Raw genomic sequence first — 19592 nt, 5'->3', positions numbered from 1 at the left:
CTCACGTTGCATAATGAGAATTTTGTGAATTTTTAATTGCTGCAGCGCTCCAATTCTGATAAATTCAATAAAATAATTTTGTCATGACACAAAACCAAACCAACACAGGAAACCGTGTTAAGATATCTTGGTTTTTATAATAACCTCTTATGTTGTTGCATTCAATAGATTCAAGGCATTATGGCTTGTTGACACAAAACCGTACCAAAGTACATTTTATGTACTTTGGTACATCCGGATAAAAAACATAAAAACTGCTCTCGACAGCAGCGAAAGCAGTTTTCATTTTATGTCATTTGATTTTATTTTTTCGATACAATTTGTATTTCACATACCATATCTCAATTAACAAAAAATAAGGCATCATCGATTGATATGGTTTTTTATTTTCACCGACTTCATAAAGTTGGAAAATTGCCGGTGTAATGTATAAATTTTCGGTACTCAAACTCGCTAGGGAGTTATCATGCAAACGCGTAATCGATATGAGGGGAACTTCTTTAAGCTGCAAGGTCTGCGCAAATTCAACAGCCAAGGGTGTCTCGCCACTCAAAGAAACAATGATTACCAAGTCATCCGGTGTCAAAATTCGATTTAAAGAATGAAACTCTTCTTTTCCTTTAACTTCGTAAACCAATACATCATCATAAAAAAATAAACGCTTTATTTCTTGAACAACGTTGCTTTGTACGTATCCTGATGCATAGGCAAAAACACGTTTAGCACGATACATCAGTTTACTGGCATCATCAAAATTACGTTTCACCAATTCACGCCAGCTATGATGATAAAAAGTTGCAATCGCTTCTAAAACATCTTTTTCATCATTCAAAAAACCTTCTTCTTCCATTTTCAATACAGCCTTTAGATCACTGAACCCATCGAGCGAAAGCTTCTTGGCAAACCGCACAACCGTCGTACTCGACACACAGCATTCCTTTGCCAAATCATGAATTGACATATGCCGACATTTTTGCTTATGATTAAAAATATATTTCCAAATCACCATATCCGTCTGATTTAAAGAACTTTTATGTTTGTTAATCAGCTCTTCTAAATTCATATTCAATCCCCTACTTTTGCTATCAAAATTAATATTCCAACCATACCTAATTTAAATCTCAAAGTCTATACCGTATAAAATTATAATTTCATATATCCTGTTTATTATACCATTAAATACCATTATCGGCACGAGATATGATAAAAGCAAAAATGACCTGTCAGAAAACTTATATATTTTCTAACAGGTCCAATATATGATGTAGAATAATTTGAATATTTGTGTATGGTAAACTGCAAAATATTATTATAACTTACGAATTAATTTTCGCCACACGGATGTTTCGATCGACAAACACTTTTCTTGCAACTCCAACCGCATTTAAAACTCGGGGAAAACCTGTATAGGGAATGCACTGCATAAATATTTCAATGATTTTCTCCGGTGCAATACCTACATTTAATGCACCATTAATATGAACATTAAGCTGTGCTTCACAGCCCCCGAGTGTCAATAAACTCGCTAAAGTAATCATTTCTCGTTCTTTTAAATCCAAAGTTTCCCGGCAATAAATATCACCAAAAGCAAATTCTACGATGTATTTTCCTAAATCTGGAGCGATATCATCGAGCGCTGCAATAACCTGCTCTCCTGCATTACCATCTACCTCAGCCAATTTGTTTAACCCTTTTTCAAAACGATTTAATTCCATTGTTAAAACCTCCTGTATTTGTTATAATCAAATTGTAACTCTTAAAGTTAACTTTAAGTCAAGAGGTATTTTATATGAATTATTCTATCGGACAATTTTCTAAATTAATCGACTTAAGTGCCCCGACATTACGTTACTATGAAAAAGAAAATTTATTAATTGTACACCGTGATAAATCTGGTCGGCGGTTTTATACAACAGATGATATTGCCTGGATATTGTTTATCAAAAAGCTAAAAGATACGGGAATGTCCATTAAAGATATCACAAAATACGCATTATTACGCTATCAAGGTGATTCTAGCATAGCACAAAGACTGGAAATTCTTGAAAAGCAAAAGCTAAAAGCAAACGTTGAAAAAGAAAAATGGGAAACAAATCTTGGCAATCTTGAAGAAAAAATTGCAATTTACAAAAGTAAATTGCAATCAACGTAATACACAAACGAATGTTTATTTCATTTCAAACCCACGTTTTTCTAAAAACCCCTTCATATGCGGGCGCTGTTTTTGTTTGAGGAATGCCGCAATCCCTTCAGTCCAGCTATTACTGCGTTCATTGTTGGTTCGATCTCGATAATACTGGCGAATAACTTCATCATATTCTTGCAATTTAACCATATCTTCCTGCGTTGAATATTCATCTTCTTTTAAAACAAGTGATAGGGGCAGACGAGGTTTTGTGTTATTTACTTTTTTCGGATACCCAAGGCACATGCCGAATACAGGATATACAAGCTGGGGAATTTTAAGCAAATCACAAACTTCCTGCGGATTATTCCGTATTCCTCCGATATATACTCCGCCTAAACCTGCTGATTCAGAAGCAATCATGACATTTTGCGCAAGTAGCGCCACGTCGACTGTTGCCATAATAAACAGTTCCGTTAAACTACTTTCAATCGTTTCATGATTCATACTGCAAGCTTTTCCCAAACGATTTAAATCTGCACAAAAAACGAGAAAAACCGGACATTCTTCTACATAACTTTGTTCACCTGCTAAAGAAGCTAGTTTTATCTTCTTGGCTTGATCCTTAATATGAATCACCGTATAAGCTTGAATATGATTTGACGTTGATGCATATTGGCTCGATTGGATTATATCCGCCAGCAAACTTTCATCGACGACCTGGTCTTTAAATTTTCGAACCGAAGCATGTTTTTTTAATAATTCCATAACCTGATTCATACGAATCCTCCTAAAAAAATAAATCTACTTTTTTATTTTTTAATTCTTATATGCATCGTAACACTGACAACAAATTTAATCAAACATAACACTTGCTCAAACATAAATCTAAAAAAATCTCCATTCACAATATTTCGGTGAATGGAGATTTTTTTAGATTTTAACTTCAAATTTCTTGCGTTTCTTCGGTAACGGAAGTTTCGCCGCCATCAAACTCTGCGGCACAGGTTCTGCCTCCAGATGCTGCTGCGAAAGCGGTGCAGGCACCGTTTTTTTCTTCTGCTGATTTTTCACTAGCCGTAAGCCAGTTAGAAAAACAGCAACCAAGACAACAATCGCCACAAAAGGTGAATAATTCAGCGCCGTCGGTTTACTAGACACAGGTGTTTTTTCCATCGTCGCTTGCGTGGTCGTCTGTGTGGTATCAGCATCAGAATCCGTTGAAAATGCCTGTATTTTATTTGTTTTAGCCGGCACTGCTTCCTCTGTATTTACCTTTGCGCCATCTTTACTTTTTACGACTGGACCACCCTGCAGTGCTTTTTGCATTGATTCTATTTTTTTAACCGCTCCGGCAATTTCAGGATTCACCGGAGTATTAACTTGCTTGGAGGGAGTCGTATTCGCATCAGAATTGCTCGATGACATTGAATGAGATGGCATCAGCTCAAGCGGTGCTGGTTTTGTTGGTGGGGTTGGAGCAGCTACTGGCATAAAAACACTTCCTCATCGAATCTGTTAGACCTGTACGTCTAAACTGTATAAATAAATCACCTGTATAAGTTGCATTAAATATTTTATATGGCAATCGTCAGAAAAGGGGTATAGGGTTGAGTGGCGTTACGGAGGAAGCAAACGATGCCCTATACCCCTTTCCTGGCAGCCTAGCTAGATGCAATTTCTTTAATGCATTATATATATTTCACTAAAATGATATGTATTTATAAAAGTCTCTTTTCCTCATTATAACTTTTTTATCCCTGCAATACCAGTTCATAAAACAAAAGCCACTGCAACTTCAATACACTGGAATATTTTGTCTAAACATTTCCGCAATAATTGTTTCCATTGTATACATGCCCGGAGGTTTTCCAATAAGAAATTTTGCACCAAAAATAGCCCCTTGCCCAAAAGCCGCCCGATTTATACTTTGATGTGATAAACGAATAATTTGATAAGGCATACCAAAAATAATTTCATGATGACCCACAATTCCTCCGACACGAATAGAATTGACATGCTCCGGTTCTAGATTCAGTACACTGGCAATTTTTTGAGCCGTCCCCGATATTTCGGTTTTACCTTTAAAATGTTCTTCAACGATTTCAATATCCGCATGTGGTGCTATTTTCTGTAAAATTTGCGCAGCTACCATGACAACATTAATCCCGAGTGTAATATTGGGCGAATAAAGTACTGGTGTCAATTTTATATACGACTGTAAAAGTTCTAAATCTTGTGGTTCATATTTAGAAATAGCCGATATAATCGGAATTCCCAGCTGTGCAGCTTTTTTATACAAACGAACGCCTGTAGAATCAGAAAAATCTACAATAATATCTACCGGGTGCGCTAAAAAAAAGTCTTCATTAATATCCGTTGCTGCAAAAATTTCACCCGTGGCAAATTCATGCCCCAGCATATGACTAGCATATTTCTGATGATCGACTTGACTGCGACGAACCACCCAGACTAACGTAAATAAAGGGTCACTTAAAAATTCATTTGCAACCACTTTGCCTGTTTTACCAAAGCCAAAAAACCCAACTCTTATTTTTTCCATTCTAATCCTCCTGTTATTGCTGTAATGTATCAGCTTTTTACCACCCTCAATCTGCATGAAAATAAAAAATTTTTACACTATTTATATTCGAGTGCATCAACATGATAAAGAAGGATCTTCTCGCTCTATACCAATATTCTTACATCTGGTATATAAAGCAATGAAGATCCTCTCACTAAAATCATTCCTATATCTTACTTGTTTTCGCCAACGCTATCGGAAATACCTCTATTTAAGCGAATCATTGGCAAAAGCCTGCCTTATATTGCGATATACAAGATATATCTATCGTTTTAGCGTTTTTACTCGATGAACTGCAAACAAATTACATTTTTTCAATGTTATGGTCCGTATTCCTGCGGAATTTTCAACGACCAGGTCTAACGTTTTTATTTTATCGTCATGAAGTATGACTCGCCAATACGCTTCCGTTTGGGCCGGCGTTTTAATTCCATTGATGGCTAAAATCCGGTCGCCAATACCAATAGCAGCAACATCAGCCGGTGACCCTTCCCATATACCACGAACGACTAAAAATCCGTTCTCATCAGACACGAGGCCCAAACCCGTATGATAGAAATCTTTCGGCAGTAAAACTTTACCATTTGGAATAAGCCACGCTTTTTGTTCAGGATAATCCAAAATCACATTAAATTGCGATAAAAATTTATGGCCTGCCAACGGCAGCTGCGAGGACATGATACTTGTATGCTTAAAAGTGTATTTTCCAACTCGAACCTCGGCCCTCGCCATAATATCGCGCGCCGAATAACCAAATGCACCGGCAACAATACCGCCTTTACTATAAATCTTGACCTTACATTTTTCAAGCAGATCATTCGGGGCAGCAAACGCTTCCCCCATCGCTCCTGTATCAAGCAAAACATCCATCGACATATGATCAATTGTAATTGGCAAAGTTACAGCAAAATAATTTTTATGCATCGTTGCCAGAAGCACATCACTTGGTATCGACACATGATTTGTTCTACTAAAAATCACTTGGTGATTTTTATAATCAAGATTTACAACAAAATGCTTGAGAAAATCATACCCCAAAAGTCCATCAATTGGTATACCATAGGTAGTTTGTAAAAACTTCATATCTATACTTAAAATTGGCATATTATAAATCGTCGCACTACCCACAGTCAATGATTTTGACTGATAAAGGGTCACCTTTTTACTGTTTCCGGCAAAATCATGACTTTCTAAATCCAAAAGCCTATTCAAGGCTAAATCCTGAACGATGGCACTGTCAAGCACACTAATTTCTGCCCCCGTGTCCAGCAAAAAATTATAAGGGCGCTTACCTTCTCCCAGTTTAACTTGTAAAACCAATCCATCTTTGGTAACTAACGAAGACACCCGATCCTCTACTGTAGCAATAAAAACACTAGTATCCGGATCAAGATCAATCGCTGCTATAGCACTCCCAATTGAACTGAAGCTGAGCCAAAAGACCCCTATGAGTCCAATCAACCCTATGTATTTTCTCCAAGAACAAAACTTACCACGCTGCACAATTCATTACACTCGATTCTCCATATAATGTAGTCATTAAAAATCATATAATCCTCTATATTTTGACCTTTACCGATATCATCCTTGACTCTCTACCATTTTACATCTAAATTTGTAAATTTGTCAGCAAAAATGCGAAAATTATTATGACTTGTTCATGGAGTATAAAAATTAAAACATACACTATAGCTCGCAGCAAAAAAATTCCGTAAAGGCAAGCCACAAATTATTATTTTATCTACAGAAAAAGAAATCAGCCCCATGTTAAAATGCGGCTGATACTTGCGCTGCTTATAACATTAAGTCTATTTTTATTTCTTATGAAACCAAATCAGCATTTCATTTTCGCCCCGGTTCGCCCAACAGTAATATGGAATCAATGTAAGTGTTATCGGAGAAAACTCCTGTTTTACAGCTTCGCGATAAAGTGTTTGTTCCCACTGTGACCCAATTTTCATTTTTTCTGCATTTGCCGTGATGATGCCAACACCATTAAATTGATTTGCTTCAAATTGGTATTGGAATTTTGTCTGCTCTGTAAAATGAATAAGCTGCAAATCAGAACCATTATCTTTACCTTCTGCACAATATACAATGGGGCCTCGCTGCACAGCAACTTTATTTAAATCTGATCTCACATGGGGATTAGCTGTCCATAAATGAATTTTCATATCCAATTCCAGCACGATGGTATCACCATCATTCCATTGGCGATCCAGACTTACATAACCATTCACGATCTTTCCTGTATGCCGTTCCCCATTAATGAAAATCGAATATGTCTTGGACCAATTGGGGATTCGAAGAGCAAAAGAGAAACGTACCGCCTGATTCGTATGGATTGAAAATTGTATTTTCCCTTCCCATGGATAGTTTGTCATTTGCTCAATTCTTATTTTTTTCCCATCAATTTCAAGATTGGATTGATTCGTCAAGTACAGATTGGTGTAAATACTCTGATCATGAATTGTATAGATATACCGGTCTAGTGATGTCAATAATCTTGCCAGATTAGGTGGACAGCAAGCACAACCAAACCAAGCTGGGCGAGCCAATTTCACATGACTCTTACCAGGATCTTTTTTGCTATGTTCAGGTACAGCTTCTAACGGGTTAACATAAAAGAAATGTTTTCCATCGAGTGCCATACCACTAAGCGTGATATTATATAATTCTCGTTCCATCACATCCGCATATTCCGCTTTGCGCTCATTTTTCAACATATTCGCCGCAAAAAAAATCATTCCAACTGAGGCGCAAGTTTCACCATACATCGTATCATTTGGTAAATCATAATCGGCTGTAAAAGCCTCGCCAATAACAGTCGAACCGATAGCACCTGTAATATACATACGTTTATGAACGATATTATCCCATAGGCGATGACAAACTTCCAACATTTTTTCATCCTGATTTAAGTATGCCAGATTCGCCATCGCTGTACACAAATACGTTACCCGGACAGCATGCCCTTCTGCAGTATCCTGCTCTAGAACAGGTTTATGAATTTGATAATAACTGGCTTTAAATTGATCCATCCCCTCAATTAATGGTTTTTTATTTGGATCTGCCTTGACTTGGTCTTTGAAAAAATCTGGATTTTTACCTCGTTCATATAAGAAAAATTTACTAAGCTCTAAATAATCCTTGTTACCTGTCACTTCATATAAACGAAGCAATGCTATTTCAATTTCTTCATGTCCATCATAACCTTGAATTTGCCCTTTCCCATCACCAAACGCAGCACGAATGCAATCTGCCAATTTACAAGCAATTTCTAAAGCTTTTTGACTTTTCGTTGCACTATAATAGGCCACACCCGCTTCGATATAATGCCCAGCACAATAAAGTTCATGACTTTGATAGAGTCTTTTAAATCTGCGTTTTGGATCTTCAATGGTAAAATAAGAATTTAAATATCCATCCGCCTCTTGTGCTTGTGCCAATAAATCAATCACGCTATCCGCAATTTTTTGCAGATTCTCATCGGGCACCTGCTGCAGCGAATACGCTACAGCCTCCAGCCATTTATAAACATCACTATCTTGAAATACCATTCCGTAATGATGCCCTTTTTTAAGTCCGGCAGCTATTTTAAAATTTTCAATTGCATGACTTTTATCAGATGGGATATAGTCTGCATCTCTTTCTTTTTCAATGATAATATCTGCTTTGTCATTTAGCACCGACCATTGATAGGGAATCATTTCCGTACGAATCAAATCCATATAATGCAGCCAAAACGGATCTGTTATTTTGACATGGTTTAAATGCATAGAACTCATTTTATTCACCCATTTCTATAAATACCAACTCTCTCGATCGGTCGATATCTTCTTTATTATTATGCAATCTCACGAATAACCTGTGCTTCATTTTTTTCATATTTACGATAAAAACACATTGGAATAATCCCTAGCAGAAAAATAAAAATCGGCAGCCAGATAAAAACAATTTGAATTCCCATTAAAGATTGTGCTGATTGTATTACATTTGGTATATAACCAAAGGCATCCATAACCATGGCTGGAATAAAACCACCAATACCGGAACCAGCCTTAATACAAAATGCACTGCCAATTGCCGTTAAAAATCCACTCGCCCGAATACCGTTTTTCCATTCACCATAATCTACCGTATCCGAAAGCATCGCAAAGGGCATTGAACAAGCAATACCAGAGCCAATTGAGGCAACAATCCAGCCAGCAGCTAATGCGGAAACAACATTACCAGCCAAAAACATAATCACATGCCCTAAAGCTGCTAAAATCAATCCAATGATCATTGTTCCATATTTATTAGAAAATTTAACCATGAAAGGTATTGACACCATTCCAGCAATCTGCAAAACAGTTAAACCATTCACCAGCGGAACCAAATCTTTGTTGCCGATGAAATATTGTAAATAATAAACTAATGTTGACTGACGAATCGTTAAAGCGATCCAGAAAATCAAATTCGCGGTTACAAGCAAAATCCAGGGCCAATTCCCTTTGATTGCAAAAATGCTTTGTTTGATCGGAATTTTTTTTATTTTTTCGATGTTAATTTCTCGTAAATTCATAAATGCAATGAAAAAGAAGACAATTGCGATGATTCCATAAACAGCTAAAGTCAAAGAAAACCCTTTTTGATCATTGCCATTGCCAAAAAAAGCGACTAATGGCAAAGTAAAAGCTGTTGCTACAAAAGCCCCCATATTACCACCTACCATACGAAACGTATTCAATATAACTCTTTCGTTTGGATCATTGGTCAAATTCGGCAGAACCGAAGTAATCGCAGTCTGAATTCCCGTATAAAAAATCCCTGCCAAAATATAAACTACTGCTATGTAAACTACTTTTGCCGTTCCCGAAAAGCCCGGGGTTGTAAACGTTAACCACATAAAAAGTGCAAAAGGTATAGCTAACCACATAAAATATGGTCTGCTTTGACCATATTTTGATTTTGTATGATCTACGATAAATCCCCAAACAGGTGCATCCACAGCATCTAATAGTCGAGTTGCCAATAGTAATGTTCCTGTAACAGCAATTGATAAACCATATACGTCCGTTAAAAAATACAACAAATAGGCACCAATAATACAATACAATAAATTCCCACTAGCATCTGTTAAAGCATAACCCAGCCGACCTCTTAGAGGAACCTTAATAAACGAAATTTTTTTCTCCGCCATGGTATCTCCACTCCCTTATTAACTCAAATTTTATATAGAACGCATTAAAGAAATTACATTCAGTCTATCAGTCTGCCAGAAATGGGGTATAGGGCATCGTTTGCTTCCTACGTAACGTCACGAAGCCCTATACCCCATTCCTGACGATTGCCATATAAAATGTTTAATGCGTTCTATATAGACAGTAATGAATACTCGGCATATTCTTTTGAATTTTTCAAAATACTTTGCAAATTATAAAAAGCATTCGTTATACATAGCTAAAAAATAATGCCGCATCCATATTATATATAAATCATACCCTATAAAAAGTTACAGCATAATGGAAAATACCAATATATTCTATAATTATATTGACATAATTGATATAATAAAATTAACATTTATGTATTGTGATTCACCAATAACGAACTAATTTGAATAGTCTAAATTTTACAAACACTGTTTTATAAAGTCTGAGAGATTCTAATTAATATAACAAAATGAACTAACCGGAGGGACTAAAATGTATATTATTTTTAACTGTCCGCCGCTGCCTCACTTAATTGTTGGCGGTGTAGCTACCTTTAGAGCAGGTGATACGCACTCTCGTCGTACACTTGACCACACCTTTGATCTGATTTATGTTATAAGTGGAAAATTATATATGGAAGAAAATAAAATACACTTTACCGTATTGCCGGGACAATTTTTAATTTTACCGCCCAAAAGACTACATCGTGGTTATAAACACTGTGATGTCGAAACAAAATTTTACTGGATTCATTTCTATTCAACTAGAGATTTTTATTATTCAGACACGACGGTTTATTCTGGTAACAAAGAATACTGCCATGGAAAATGTTATGAAATTGATGACTTTCAAATTTCCATTCCACAATATGGCTTAATAAATGAAGAATTACAAAACCAATTTTTAGATTATATGAAAAGACTAGCTCAGGTTAAAATTGACCGCTATCAAAACACTAAAATTATCACATCAACAATTTCCGAACTTAAATATCAACAAATTTTCTATACCATTCTAACTTTCATTTGCGATTCCAATATAAAAAACACGTATCAAGATCTCGGTAAAGAAATTTTTGAATACCTTGCTATTCATTATCAGGAACCATTTCACTTAAAAGATATTGCAAAAAAATACGCCTTTCATCCAGCACATATCATTCGCTGCGTCAATCGAAAATATGGTATTACGCCACTCCAGCTTTTATTATCAATCCGCCTAAGCAAAGCAAAACAATTACTCGCTAATACAACGGACCCTGTTAATACTATAGCCACTACAATCGGTTTCACAGATAATGCATATTTTTCTAAACAATTCAAAAAAAATATGCATATGACTCCCTCTGAATATCGAAATCTATACTATAAAAAAGATATGCCATAAAATCATTTACCAAGATCAAAACAGACAGTTGCCAGAAACTTAAATAAAAGTGTCTGGCAGCTGTCTGTTTTGATACAATTTATTTTATGCATTTTTCTTTTTTATGAAATGACAAACTAAAAATAAGTCGACCATGCTCATCAGGAATACTAATTTTACTAATATAAAAACGGGCAATTGTGCCAACAACCAGGGCAGAAATTAAAGTACCTTCTCGAATGCCCTGAATTTCTTTAAAATAAAACAAGGACATACTTGCCGCAATAATAACAAGACTGCTATCAAAAAAAGTTTTAGTTTTGCCTAACGTAAGATTCCACTTTGTAATAAAAGCATAAACCAGACCTTCTCCTGCCAGCATTACAACATCGCCAATAATTTGTAAAGCAACCCCCATGGCTAAAGCAAAACAGCCTAAAGTCAGCGTAAAAATTTTCATAAAATACAACTCTGGAGTGAAACCACTTAATAAAAACATAACAAAATCAATGAAACAACTAAAAACAATAGTCATAGGTATTTGTAAAAATTGAATGTAAGGAAAACTCTGTTGTAAAATCAAAAGCTGCATAAGTAAAAACAGCATGTTTATAATAAATGTAAATTCGCCCAAGGACAGCGAATACTTTAAACTTAATATATATGGAATACTAGATATTGGAGATGTCCCTAATGAACTTTTCAAAATCAGGCAAATTCCTAATGACATAAAAAATAAGCCACAAATAAAAAGAAAATAACGTTTTTTGGATGACATAAAATCCGACCTTTACAATATAATATACTACTATATTATATCATGCTTTCCCTTAACATCAAAAATTCACCATATATCAAAATACTTATAACCTTTCACATTGGCTTGACAACTAACACCATTAGTTTTAATATATAATCAGTTAGTTTATTAGTAAACATTATATATTAACCCTTAGAAAGGATCTAAAATAACTATGCGTTTAAAATTAAATATACAGCGTATCATTGAAATGGCGGCGGCAATTGCTGATGAAAAAGGCTTTGATGCCGTAACATTAACGGCCATTGCGGAAAACTTCGGTATAAAAAAGCCTTCTTTATATAATCATATCGAAAGCTTAGATGAATTACGCTGTGAACTTGTTATTTTCGCTAGTATGCAGTTAAAAGAAAAACTGGCAGCTGCCGCTATCGGAAAATCAAAAAAAGATGCTATCTTGGAAATTGCTATTGTCTATAGGCAGTTTGCCCACGATCATCCTGGACAATATCAGTCAATTATGTCATCCGCTTGGGAATATAAAGAAAGCCCACGTTTCAAAGCAGTAACCAAAGAATTAATGGGCATCCTGCGAACGGTTTTATCTCATTACGATCTTCATGACGATGATTTAACCCATGCAGTTCGCGGCTTGCGCAGTATCATGCACGGATTTGTTTCGCTCGAAGCGTCCGGCTGGTTCACTAAACCAGCCGGACGTGAAGATAGTTATTTACAGCTGATCCACACCTTTATCAGTGGCGTTGAAATACTTGAACACACATCCCCAGCAAAGAAATAGGTGAATTATATGGAAATTTGGAAACGGAATTTATGGATCTGTTGGCTTGGCTCGTTTGCTACCTCAGCTGCTTTAAGTCAAATCGCACCGGTATTGCCTTTATATATTGATAAGCTTGGTATGCATAACTTAGCCGATATTGAAATGTGGTCAGGAATTGCTTTTGGGAGTACCACTTTAATTGCCTCGATCTTTTCACCATTCTGGGGGAAGATTGCTGACAAGTATGGCCGTAAACCTATGCTGCTCCGAGCCAGCTTCGGAATGTCAATTGTTCTTGCTTCCATGGGATTTGTCCAAAGTGTTTATCAGCTTGTTGGTCTACGAATGTTGATGGGTACCATTTCCGGTTTCAACTCAGGAGCCATCACATTAATTGCTACGCAAGCTTCAAAAGAAAAAGCTGGGTGGGCACTTGGAACACTTTCAACCGGAGCCGTAGGCGGTACCTTGTTAGGGCCGCTAATTGGTGGTTACTTAGTCGAAATGTTCGGCTTCCGGGCTGTGTTTTTATCGATGGGGTCACTCTTATTAATAGCTTTTCTGCTTACGTTCTTTTTTGTTCAAGAAAATTTTACCCGCACCACAAAACCACTGTTAAGTTTTCGTGAGATCTGTCATACTCTACCAGATAAACAACTTATTTTCGCTATGTTTATTACTACATTTACCTTACAACTGGCATTATTTTCGATTGAACCGGTCATCACCATTTACATTAGCACTTTATCGCCAAATACGGCTCATCTAGCCTTTATTTCCGGTCTTGTATTTGCCTCATCTGGTCTTTCAAGTATGTTGGTCGCACCGCGTCTTGGAAAATTAGCCGATAAAGTCGGCGCCCACAAAGTCATTTTAATTGCTTTGTTTGCTGCCAGCTTTTTATTTATTCCACAAGCTTTTGTATCCAATGAATGGCAGCTAATGGGACTGCGTTTTTTAGTCGGCATTGCAACCGGCGCCCTGTTGCCATCTATCAATACGATGTTAAAACAAAGTATTTCATCTGATATTGCGGGACGGATCTTTAGTTATAACCAAACAGCCCAGTTTCTGGGGATGTTTTTTGGTGCAGTTTTTGGCGGACAAATCGCCGCTCATTTGGGAATTCGTTATGTATTTTTCATGACTAGTATCCTTTTATTTGTAAATGGGCTTTGGGTACACCATAATGTATATAAAAAAGCGAGCCTTGAATTTGAACATGCCCTGCCGCATTCTTAAACTCATACAAAAAGCAGCGATCTCAAGATAACATTTTCAAACGTTATCTTGAAGTCGCTGCTTTTTATCCCTGTTCATCTTTAAAAAACGATGCTCTCTCGACTATAAAATGCTTTTATCCCAATTTTTTCTTCATGCAAATACAATTCATATCCGTTTCGTATGGTCCATAATTATGTATTGTATCATACTGTAGATGCTTATATAAGTCAATGGTTGCTTGAATCTTCCCGCCTGTTTCCAAAATAGCATAGGCACGCCCCTGCGCCAAAGCAAGTTTCTCTAAATTATGCATCACTTTCGTCGCTAACCCTTTATTTCGATATACTTTTCGGACAAAGACCCGCTTCATTTCAACCGTATCCTCACTATAATTCCTAAAACTTCCACAAGCAATGGGTGTCATTCCGTCATAGACCACAACAACTGTTGTACTGTCATCATCGGCTTGCTTGAATTGTTTATGCTGCAGTTTATCATTATCAATCATTTCAAGACATTCTTCGTCTAATAGTCTAACCAACCTGATAAAATCATCATTCGAGCCCTCAGTAATTCTTACATGTAAATCCATAACAGCCAGACTCCTTTCAATTATCAATTTTCTTTGTTACTGAATTATATTCCCATATAAGAACCAAAACCCTTTAATTTAATCAAAAATTCAGAAATATTTTTATAGCATACTGAGTGCAAGATCTTTGTGAGCAAAAAAGAAGCACTGAAGTGCCTCTCTTTTAAACCTACACCGTATTACTTAAGCTAATACATTTTGCAACGTTCCAATCCGTTCAATCGAAACTTTGATTTCATCGCCAGCTCTTAGCCATTTTTGTTCTGCTTCTGGATACCCCAATATCACGCCGCTTGGTGTCCCAGTAAAAATAATATCACCGGGCTGTAATGTCATATATTGTGATGCATAACTGATAATCGTTGCACAATCAAAAATCATATCACGTGTATTAGCAGCCTGACGCACGACTCCATTTACTTCACATGTAATATTGAGATTATTTGGATTTAAGCCGTCGGCGGTTATTAAGTAAGGGCCGATGGGAGCAAAATAATCACATGTTTTTCCTAATAACCATTGACCTGAACGAAATTGCAAATCCCTTGCACTTAAATCGTTCCCTGTCGTATACCCGAAAACATAGGATAAAGCTTCTTCCTTTGAAACATTTGAAGCTTCTTTGCCAATCACAATAACAAGTTCAGCTTCATAATCAAATTTTTGCGCCACTTTAGGAAGGGTTATGATTTGTCGATGTGCTGCTAATGCATTATTGAATTTACTAAATAAGATAGGTTCTACTGGAATATCTATTTTAGATTCAGCCGCATGGCTTACATAATTCAAGCCAACACAAAGAATTTTCTCAGGCTTTATCAGACAAGGTGCATAAATCAAATGTTCTTCGCTAAGAATTCGAACTTTTTGCTTCATCAATTGTGTTAACTGTGACAACCCTGCTTGCCCGCTTACTATTACCTGTTCCATTGTAGTCGGTGCGGCAAATAAAGTATCATCAACAGAACTTGTAACATCGATAATTCCAGACTCTACCTTAATGCCTAAACGAATTTCTTCATCTAGTTTAAAATTAATTAACTTCATAGCAGTGTCACTCCTTTTTATCAATACTTGACGTAAAATTACACGAATTATTATTTCAATGTTTTCATAAGTTCTTATCTTCATCTATTCTACAAACAATCATTAACTTTGTAAACCTGAAAATAATTTATCCGATCATGCGCATTTAAAAACTAATAATATTTAATTCAATACCTGTATTTACAGGATAAATTTGAAGAAAGATATTTTATTCACATACTATAAATATAGTAAATAATTCACATACTTTTTTATGCCATTTAGTTATTGACAGGGTTTTAAAGAAGCACTATACTGGGAATATAAAATTGGTGTGACCAATTTATAGATTGTTTTTAATTGTTTTGTCTTATTATAAATATTTGAAATATTAAAAGTATTTTGAATAAATATTACTTATGTGTAACACACCTACTTATATTTTAAACGGCTACACCAAACCAGGAGGAGAATGCATATGGAAATTTTAGTTTGTATTAAGCAAGTTCCCGGAACCAATGAAGTAAAAATCGATCCGGCAACCGGTGTTTTAAACCGAAACGGTGTTGATAGTAAAATGAATCCTTATGATCTTTATGCTTTAGAAACTGCTCTGCGCCTAAAAGAAAAATACGGTGGCACCGTTAGTGTCATCAGTATGGGTCCTCCACAAGCGCAAGCTATCATTTATGAAGCCTATGCGATGGGAGCAGATAACGGTGCTTTGGTCTCAGATCGAAAATTCGGTGGGTCCGATGTTTTAGCTACAAGTTATACACTGTCGCAGGGAATTACAAAATTCGGGAAATTTGATTTGATTATCTGCGGCAAGCAAACAACAGATGGCGATACAGCACAGGTCGGTCCGGAAATTTCCGAATATCTGAAAATTCCCAGTGTCTGCAATGTTGTAAAAATCATTTCGGTAAATGAAACCTCAATTATCGTAGAGATGGACATGCCTCATCATGTTGAAACTTTACAAGTCGATTTCCCCTGCCTGTTGACCGTCGAAAAAGATATTTTCCAACCAAGACTGCCCTCCTATATCAAAAAAATGGCTTCAAAAAATCAAAATATACAAATGCTTTCTTTGCTTGATTTTGATGATCAAGATGAAAAAAGATATGGTTTAAGCGGTTCTCCGACTCAAGTGCAACGGATCTTTCCACCTACCATAACAAAAGATCGCGAACTTTGGCAAAATTCAGGTCTCGTTCTTACCGATAAAATGTTTGAGAAAATTAAAGAACTAAAATTTATGGAATAAATAAATTCTCAATTTAACATAGCAACTACAAATTCAGGAGGTTTTACGTATGGCAAAACTTATTGTTCATCAAGAAAAAATTGACAATATCAAAGAACTGTTAGGCCTCTGCCCCTTTGGAGCACTGGAAGAACAAAACGGACAAGTAAACATAAATGCAGCCTGTAAAATGTGTCAGATTTGTGTAAAAAAAGGACCACTAGGTGCCATTGAATATGCAGCCGATGCGGTAAAAGGAATAGATAAAACCCAGTGGCAGGGCGTTGCGGTATATGTGGACCATGTTGATGGTGTAATCCACCCGGTAACTTATGAATTACTAGGCAAAGCCCGTGAACTGGCTGATAAAATTAACCAACCGGTATATGCACTTTTTATCGGCAGCAATATCACCACAAAAAGCCATGAACTTTTACATTACGGCGTTGATAAGGCTTATATCTACGATACACCGAGTCTGGAACATTTTAAAATTGAACCTTACGCCGCTGCATTTGAAGATTTTATCCAACACATTAAGCCAGCAGCGATTTTAGTTGGCGCAACAACAATCGGAAGGCAGCTAGCCCCACGAATTGCCGCCCGCTTTGGCACAGGATTAACCGCTGACTGCACAGTACTGGAAATGAGTGAAAACACCGATTTAGTTCAAATCAGACCAGCGTTTGGTGGCAATATCATGGCACAGATTCTTACGCCAAATCATCGTCCGCAAATTGCTACAGTACGATATAAGGTTATGAATATACCAAAAAGAGAACCCATCGAAACTGGTGAAATTATTGCTTGTCATATCAATGAAGCAAAATTACGCTGTAATGTCCAAGTCTTAAATGTTGTTCCTAAAGAAAAAGAAAAGTTTATTGATTCTGCTGAAGTACTCATTGTGGCTGGTCGTGGTGTCAAAAAGCAAGCTGATCTAGAAATGCTGCAAGAACTTGCCGACCTGTTAGGGGGGCAAGTTGCCTCAACTCGACCCATTACAGAAGCTGGTTGGCTTGATGCTAAGCACCAGGTCGGTCTCAGTGGACGTACGGTTAGACCAAAACTCATCATTACCTGTGGGGTATCCGGGTCCGTTCAATTTGTGGCTGGAATGAACCATTCTGATGTGATCATGTCCATTAACAAAGATCCAAAAGCAAATATATTCCATGTTGCTAATTATGGACTCGTCGGTGATATTTACGACATTATTCCAAAACTGATTGAAAAAATAAAAATTGCCAAGGGGGTCTCCGCATGATATACAAACGGATTGACCAAGCTGATTTAAAAGTTCTCGAATCAATAATCGCCGATAATGAACGCATTTTATACGACACGCAAATTAATGAAGAATTTAGTCATGATGAGCTTAGCGGGACTGAATCTTATCCCGATGTAGTCGTGAAAATCCGTTCTGCCCAAGAGGCTTCTCAAATCTTGAAATATGCCAATCAAAAAAAAATTGCCGTGACGCCCCGCGGTGCTGGAACAGGACTTGTTGGTGCTTCTGTAGCAATCGAACATGGTATTATGATTGATACAACCCTGATGAATCATTTCCTTGAATTAGATGAAGAAAATCTGACACTTACCTTAGAACCAGGCGTTTTACTGATGGATCTCGCTGCCTATGTTGAACCAAAAGGTCTTTTCTATCCACCAGATCCAGGCGAAAAATCGGCGACGATTGGGGGTAATATAAGCACGAATGCCGGGGGTATGCGTGCCGTAAAATATGGAGTGACCCGTGATTTTGTCCGGGGTTTGGAAGTGATTTTACCGACTGGTGAAATTGTTGATTTTGGTGGTAAAATTGTAAAAAACAGTTCGGGTTATGCCATGAAAGATTTGATGGTAGGTTCAGAAGGAACTCTTGGCATTGTCACAAAAGCTATTTTAAAGCTTCTGCCGTTACCGAAAAAAACCATCAGTCTGCTCATACCATTTCCAACATTGTCACAAGCAATTGGCACTGCACCACTCATTATTAAATCACGAGCTATCCCAACCGCAATTGAATTCATGGAACGAGAAGTCATTATGGATTCAGAAGAATATTTAGGCAAAAAATTTCCCGACAACCAATCTGATGCTTACTTATTATTAAAATTCGATGGAAATTCGACAGAAGAAATTGAAAACACTTATGATAGTGTTGCTAAAATCTGTCTGGAGCAAGGTGCCCTTGATATATTGATTGCCGATACAGATGAACGCAATGAATCCATTTGGAAAGCCAGAGGTTCCTTTTTAGAGGCAATCAAAGGATCAACTACATATATGGATGAAGTGGATATCGTTGTACCACGAAATCGTATCAATGCTTTTGTTGAATACACACATTCTTTGCAAAAAGAAATTGGGCTGCGTATCAAAAGTTTTGGACATGCCGGTGATGGTAATCTCCATGCCTATATCTTAAAAGATGATTTAAGTGATACAATTTGGCAAGAACGTTTAAGCCTCACCATGGAAAAAATGTATGCAAAAGCTCATGAACTTGACGGTCAAGTATCCGGTGAACACGGCATTGGTTTTGCGAAAAAATCTTACCTCAATGAATCCATCCAGCCTGAAATTATTGGTCTGATGCAAGGAATCAAACATGTATTTGACCCAAATAACATCTTAAATCCACATAAAGTTTGTGAAGACTAAGTTTTAAATTTACCAATA

The 19592-nt window shown here is 36.7% G+C and carries 18 protein-coding genes; 7 read left to right on the top strand and 11 right to left on the bottom strand.

All coding sequences use genetic code 11. The features are described 5' to 3' along the window. Window positions 1-292: 292 nt before the first annotated feature. Together F606_RS0102160 and F606_RS0102155 are read right to left on the bottom strand one after the other, a co-directional pair. Window positions 293-1063, bottom strand: coding sequence for a MurR/RpiR family transcriptional regulator (locus F606_RS0102160; protein ID WP_019552218.1), 771 nt, complete (start codon window positions 1061-1063; stop codon window positions 293-295). Window positions 1064-1316: 253 nt separating this feature from the next. After that, window positions 1317-1715: a carboxymuconolactone decarboxylase family protein gene (locus F606_RS0102155; RefSeq protein WP_019552217.1), complete on the bottom strand. Its 399-nt coding sequence runs from the start codon at window positions 1713-1715 to the stop codon at window positions 1317-1319. Window positions 1716-1789: 74 nt separating this feature from the next. On the opposite strand from F606_RS0102155, the gene F606_RS0102150 reads away from it, so the two are divergent. Then, window positions 1790-2152 (top strand): MerR family transcriptional regulator, encoded by a 363-nt coding sequence (locus F606_RS0102150; RefSeq protein ID WP_019552216.1) that lies wholly within the window; start codon window positions 1790-1792, stop codon window positions 2150-2152. 15 nt (window positions 2153-2167) lie between these two features. Here F606_RS0102150 and nfsA read toward each other — a convergent pair whose 3' ends face one another. The 6 genes from nfsA to F606_RS0102120 form a co-directional block, all read right to left on the bottom strand. Next, window positions 2168-2905, bottom strand: a complete 738-nt coding sequence (gene nfsA, locus F606_RS0102145) for an oxygen-insensitive NADPH nitroreductase (RefSeq protein WP_019552215.1) — start codon at window positions 2903-2905, stop codon at window positions 2168-2170. A gap of 153 nt (window positions 2906-3058) precedes the next feature. Next, complete coding sequence (locus F606_RS0102140) at window positions 3059-3619, bottom strand: hypothetical protein (protein ID WP_019552214.1); 561 nt, start codon at window positions 3617-3619, stop codon at window positions 3059-3061. Window positions 3620-3923: 304 nt separating this feature from the next. Then, on the bottom strand, window positions 3924-4688 hold the full coding sequence (locus F606_RS0102135; protein ID WP_019552213.1) for a 4-hydroxy-tetrahydrodipicolinate reductase: 765 nt from the start codon (window positions 4686-4688) through the stop codon (window positions 3924-3926). Window positions 4689-4973: 285 nt separating this feature from the next. Further along, a complete protein-coding gene (locus F606_RS0102130) occupies window positions 4974-6212 on the bottom strand; it encodes a retropepsin-like aspartic protease (RefSeq protein WP_211210012.1) in 1239 nt (412 codons plus the stop codon). A 311-nt stretch (window positions 6213-6523) separates the two neighbouring features. Continuing rightward, the gene (locus F606_RS0102125) at window positions 6524-8497 is read right to left on the bottom strand and encodes a glycoside hydrolase family 127 protein (protein ID WP_019552211.1); all 1974 of its coding nucleotides are present in this window, start codon (window positions 8495-8497) and stop codon (window positions 6524-6526) included. A 59-nt stretch (window positions 8498-8556) separates the two neighbouring features. Beyond that, window positions 8557-9894: a glycoside-pentoside-hexuronide (GPH):cation symporter gene (locus F606_RS0102120; RefSeq protein ID WP_019552210.1), complete on the bottom strand. Its 1338-nt coding sequence runs from the start codon at window positions 9892-9894 to the stop codon at window positions 8557-8559. Between the two features lie 505 nt (window positions 9895-10399). On the opposite strand from F606_RS0102120, the gene F606_RS0102115 reads away from it, so the two are divergent. Then, window positions 10400-11293 carry a helix-turn-helix transcriptional regulator gene (locus F606_RS0102115; RefSeq protein WP_019552209.1) on the top strand — a complete coding sequence of 298 codons (894 nt, stop codon included), beginning with the start codon at window positions 10400-10402 and terminating at the stop codon, window positions 11291-11293. A 79-nt stretch (window positions 11294-11372) separates the two neighbouring features. Here the strand turns inward: F606_RS0102115 and F606_RS20345 are convergent, their stop codons facing one another. Further along, window positions 11373-12002 (bottom strand): YczE/YyaS/YitT family protein, encoded by a 630-nt coding sequence (locus tag F606_RS20345; RefSeq protein WP_211210011.1) that lies wholly within the window; start codon window positions 12000-12002, stop codon window positions 11373-11375. A 244-nt stretch (window positions 12003-12246) separates the two neighbouring features. Here F606_RS20345 and F606_RS0102105 point away from each other — a divergent pair, with 244 nt between their 5' ends. Both F606_RS0102105 and F606_RS0102100 read left to right on the top strand, forming a co-directional pair. After that, entirely contained in the window at window positions 12247-12834 is a 588-nt protein-coding gene (locus tag F606_RS0102105; RefSeq protein WP_019552207.1) for a TetR/AcrR family transcriptional regulator, read from the top strand. A gap of 9 nt (window positions 12835-12843) precedes the next feature. Beyond that, entirely contained in the window at window positions 12844-14058 is a 1215-nt protein-coding gene (locus tag F606_RS0102100; RefSeq protein ID WP_019552206.1) for a multidrug efflux MFS transporter, read from the top strand. Window positions 14059-14173: 115 nt separating this feature from the next. Here the strand turns inward: F606_RS0102100 and F606_RS0102095 are convergent, their stop codons facing one another. Next, window positions 14174-14632 carry a GNAT family N-acetyltransferase gene (locus F606_RS0102095; protein WP_019552205.1) on the bottom strand — a complete coding sequence of 153 codons (459 nt, stop codon included), beginning with the start codon at window positions 14630-14632 and terminating at the stop codon, window positions 14174-14176. A gap of 183 nt (window positions 14633-14815) precedes the next feature. Beyond that, window positions 14816-15679, bottom strand: a complete 864-nt coding sequence (locus F606_RS0102090) for a fumarylacetoacetate hydrolase family protein (RefSeq protein ID WP_019552204.1) — start codon at window positions 15677-15679, stop codon at window positions 14816-14818. Between the two features lie 457 nt (window positions 15680-16136). On the opposite strand from F606_RS0102090, the gene F606_RS0102085 reads away from it, so the two are divergent. From F606_RS0102085 to F606_RS0102075, 3 genes are read left to right on the top strand one after another with little or no spacing between them, the layout of a single operon-like run. Beyond that, on the top strand, window positions 16137-16928 hold the full coding sequence (locus F606_RS0102085) for an electron transfer flavoprotein subunit beta/FixA family protein (RefSeq protein WP_019552203.1): 792 nt from the start codon (window positions 16137-16139) through the stop codon (window positions 16926-16928). A 49-nt stretch (window positions 16929-16977) separates the two neighbouring features. Further along, complete coding sequence (locus F606_RS0102080) at window positions 16978-18174, top strand: electron transfer flavoprotein subunit alpha/FixB family protein (protein ID WP_019552202.1); 1197 nt, start codon at window positions 16978-16980, stop codon at window positions 18172-18174. Beyond that, on the top strand, window positions 18171-19574 hold the full coding sequence (locus F606_RS0102075; protein ID WP_019552201.1) for an FAD-binding oxidoreductase: 1404 nt from the start codon (window positions 18171-18173) through the stop codon (window positions 19572-19574). The genes F606_RS0102080 and F606_RS0102075 overlap by 4 nt, the downstream gene beginning before the upstream one ends. The last annotated feature ends 18 nt before the right edge of the window (window positions 19575-19592 follow it).

The sequence above is a fragment of the Propionispira raffinosivorans DSM 20765 genome (genome assembly GCF_000381065.1).
GTDB lineage: Bacteria > Bacillota > Negativicutes > Selenomonadales > Selenomonadaceae > Propionispira > Propionispira raffinosivorans.
This window is presented reverse-complemented; position numbering and strand designations above follow the sequence as displayed.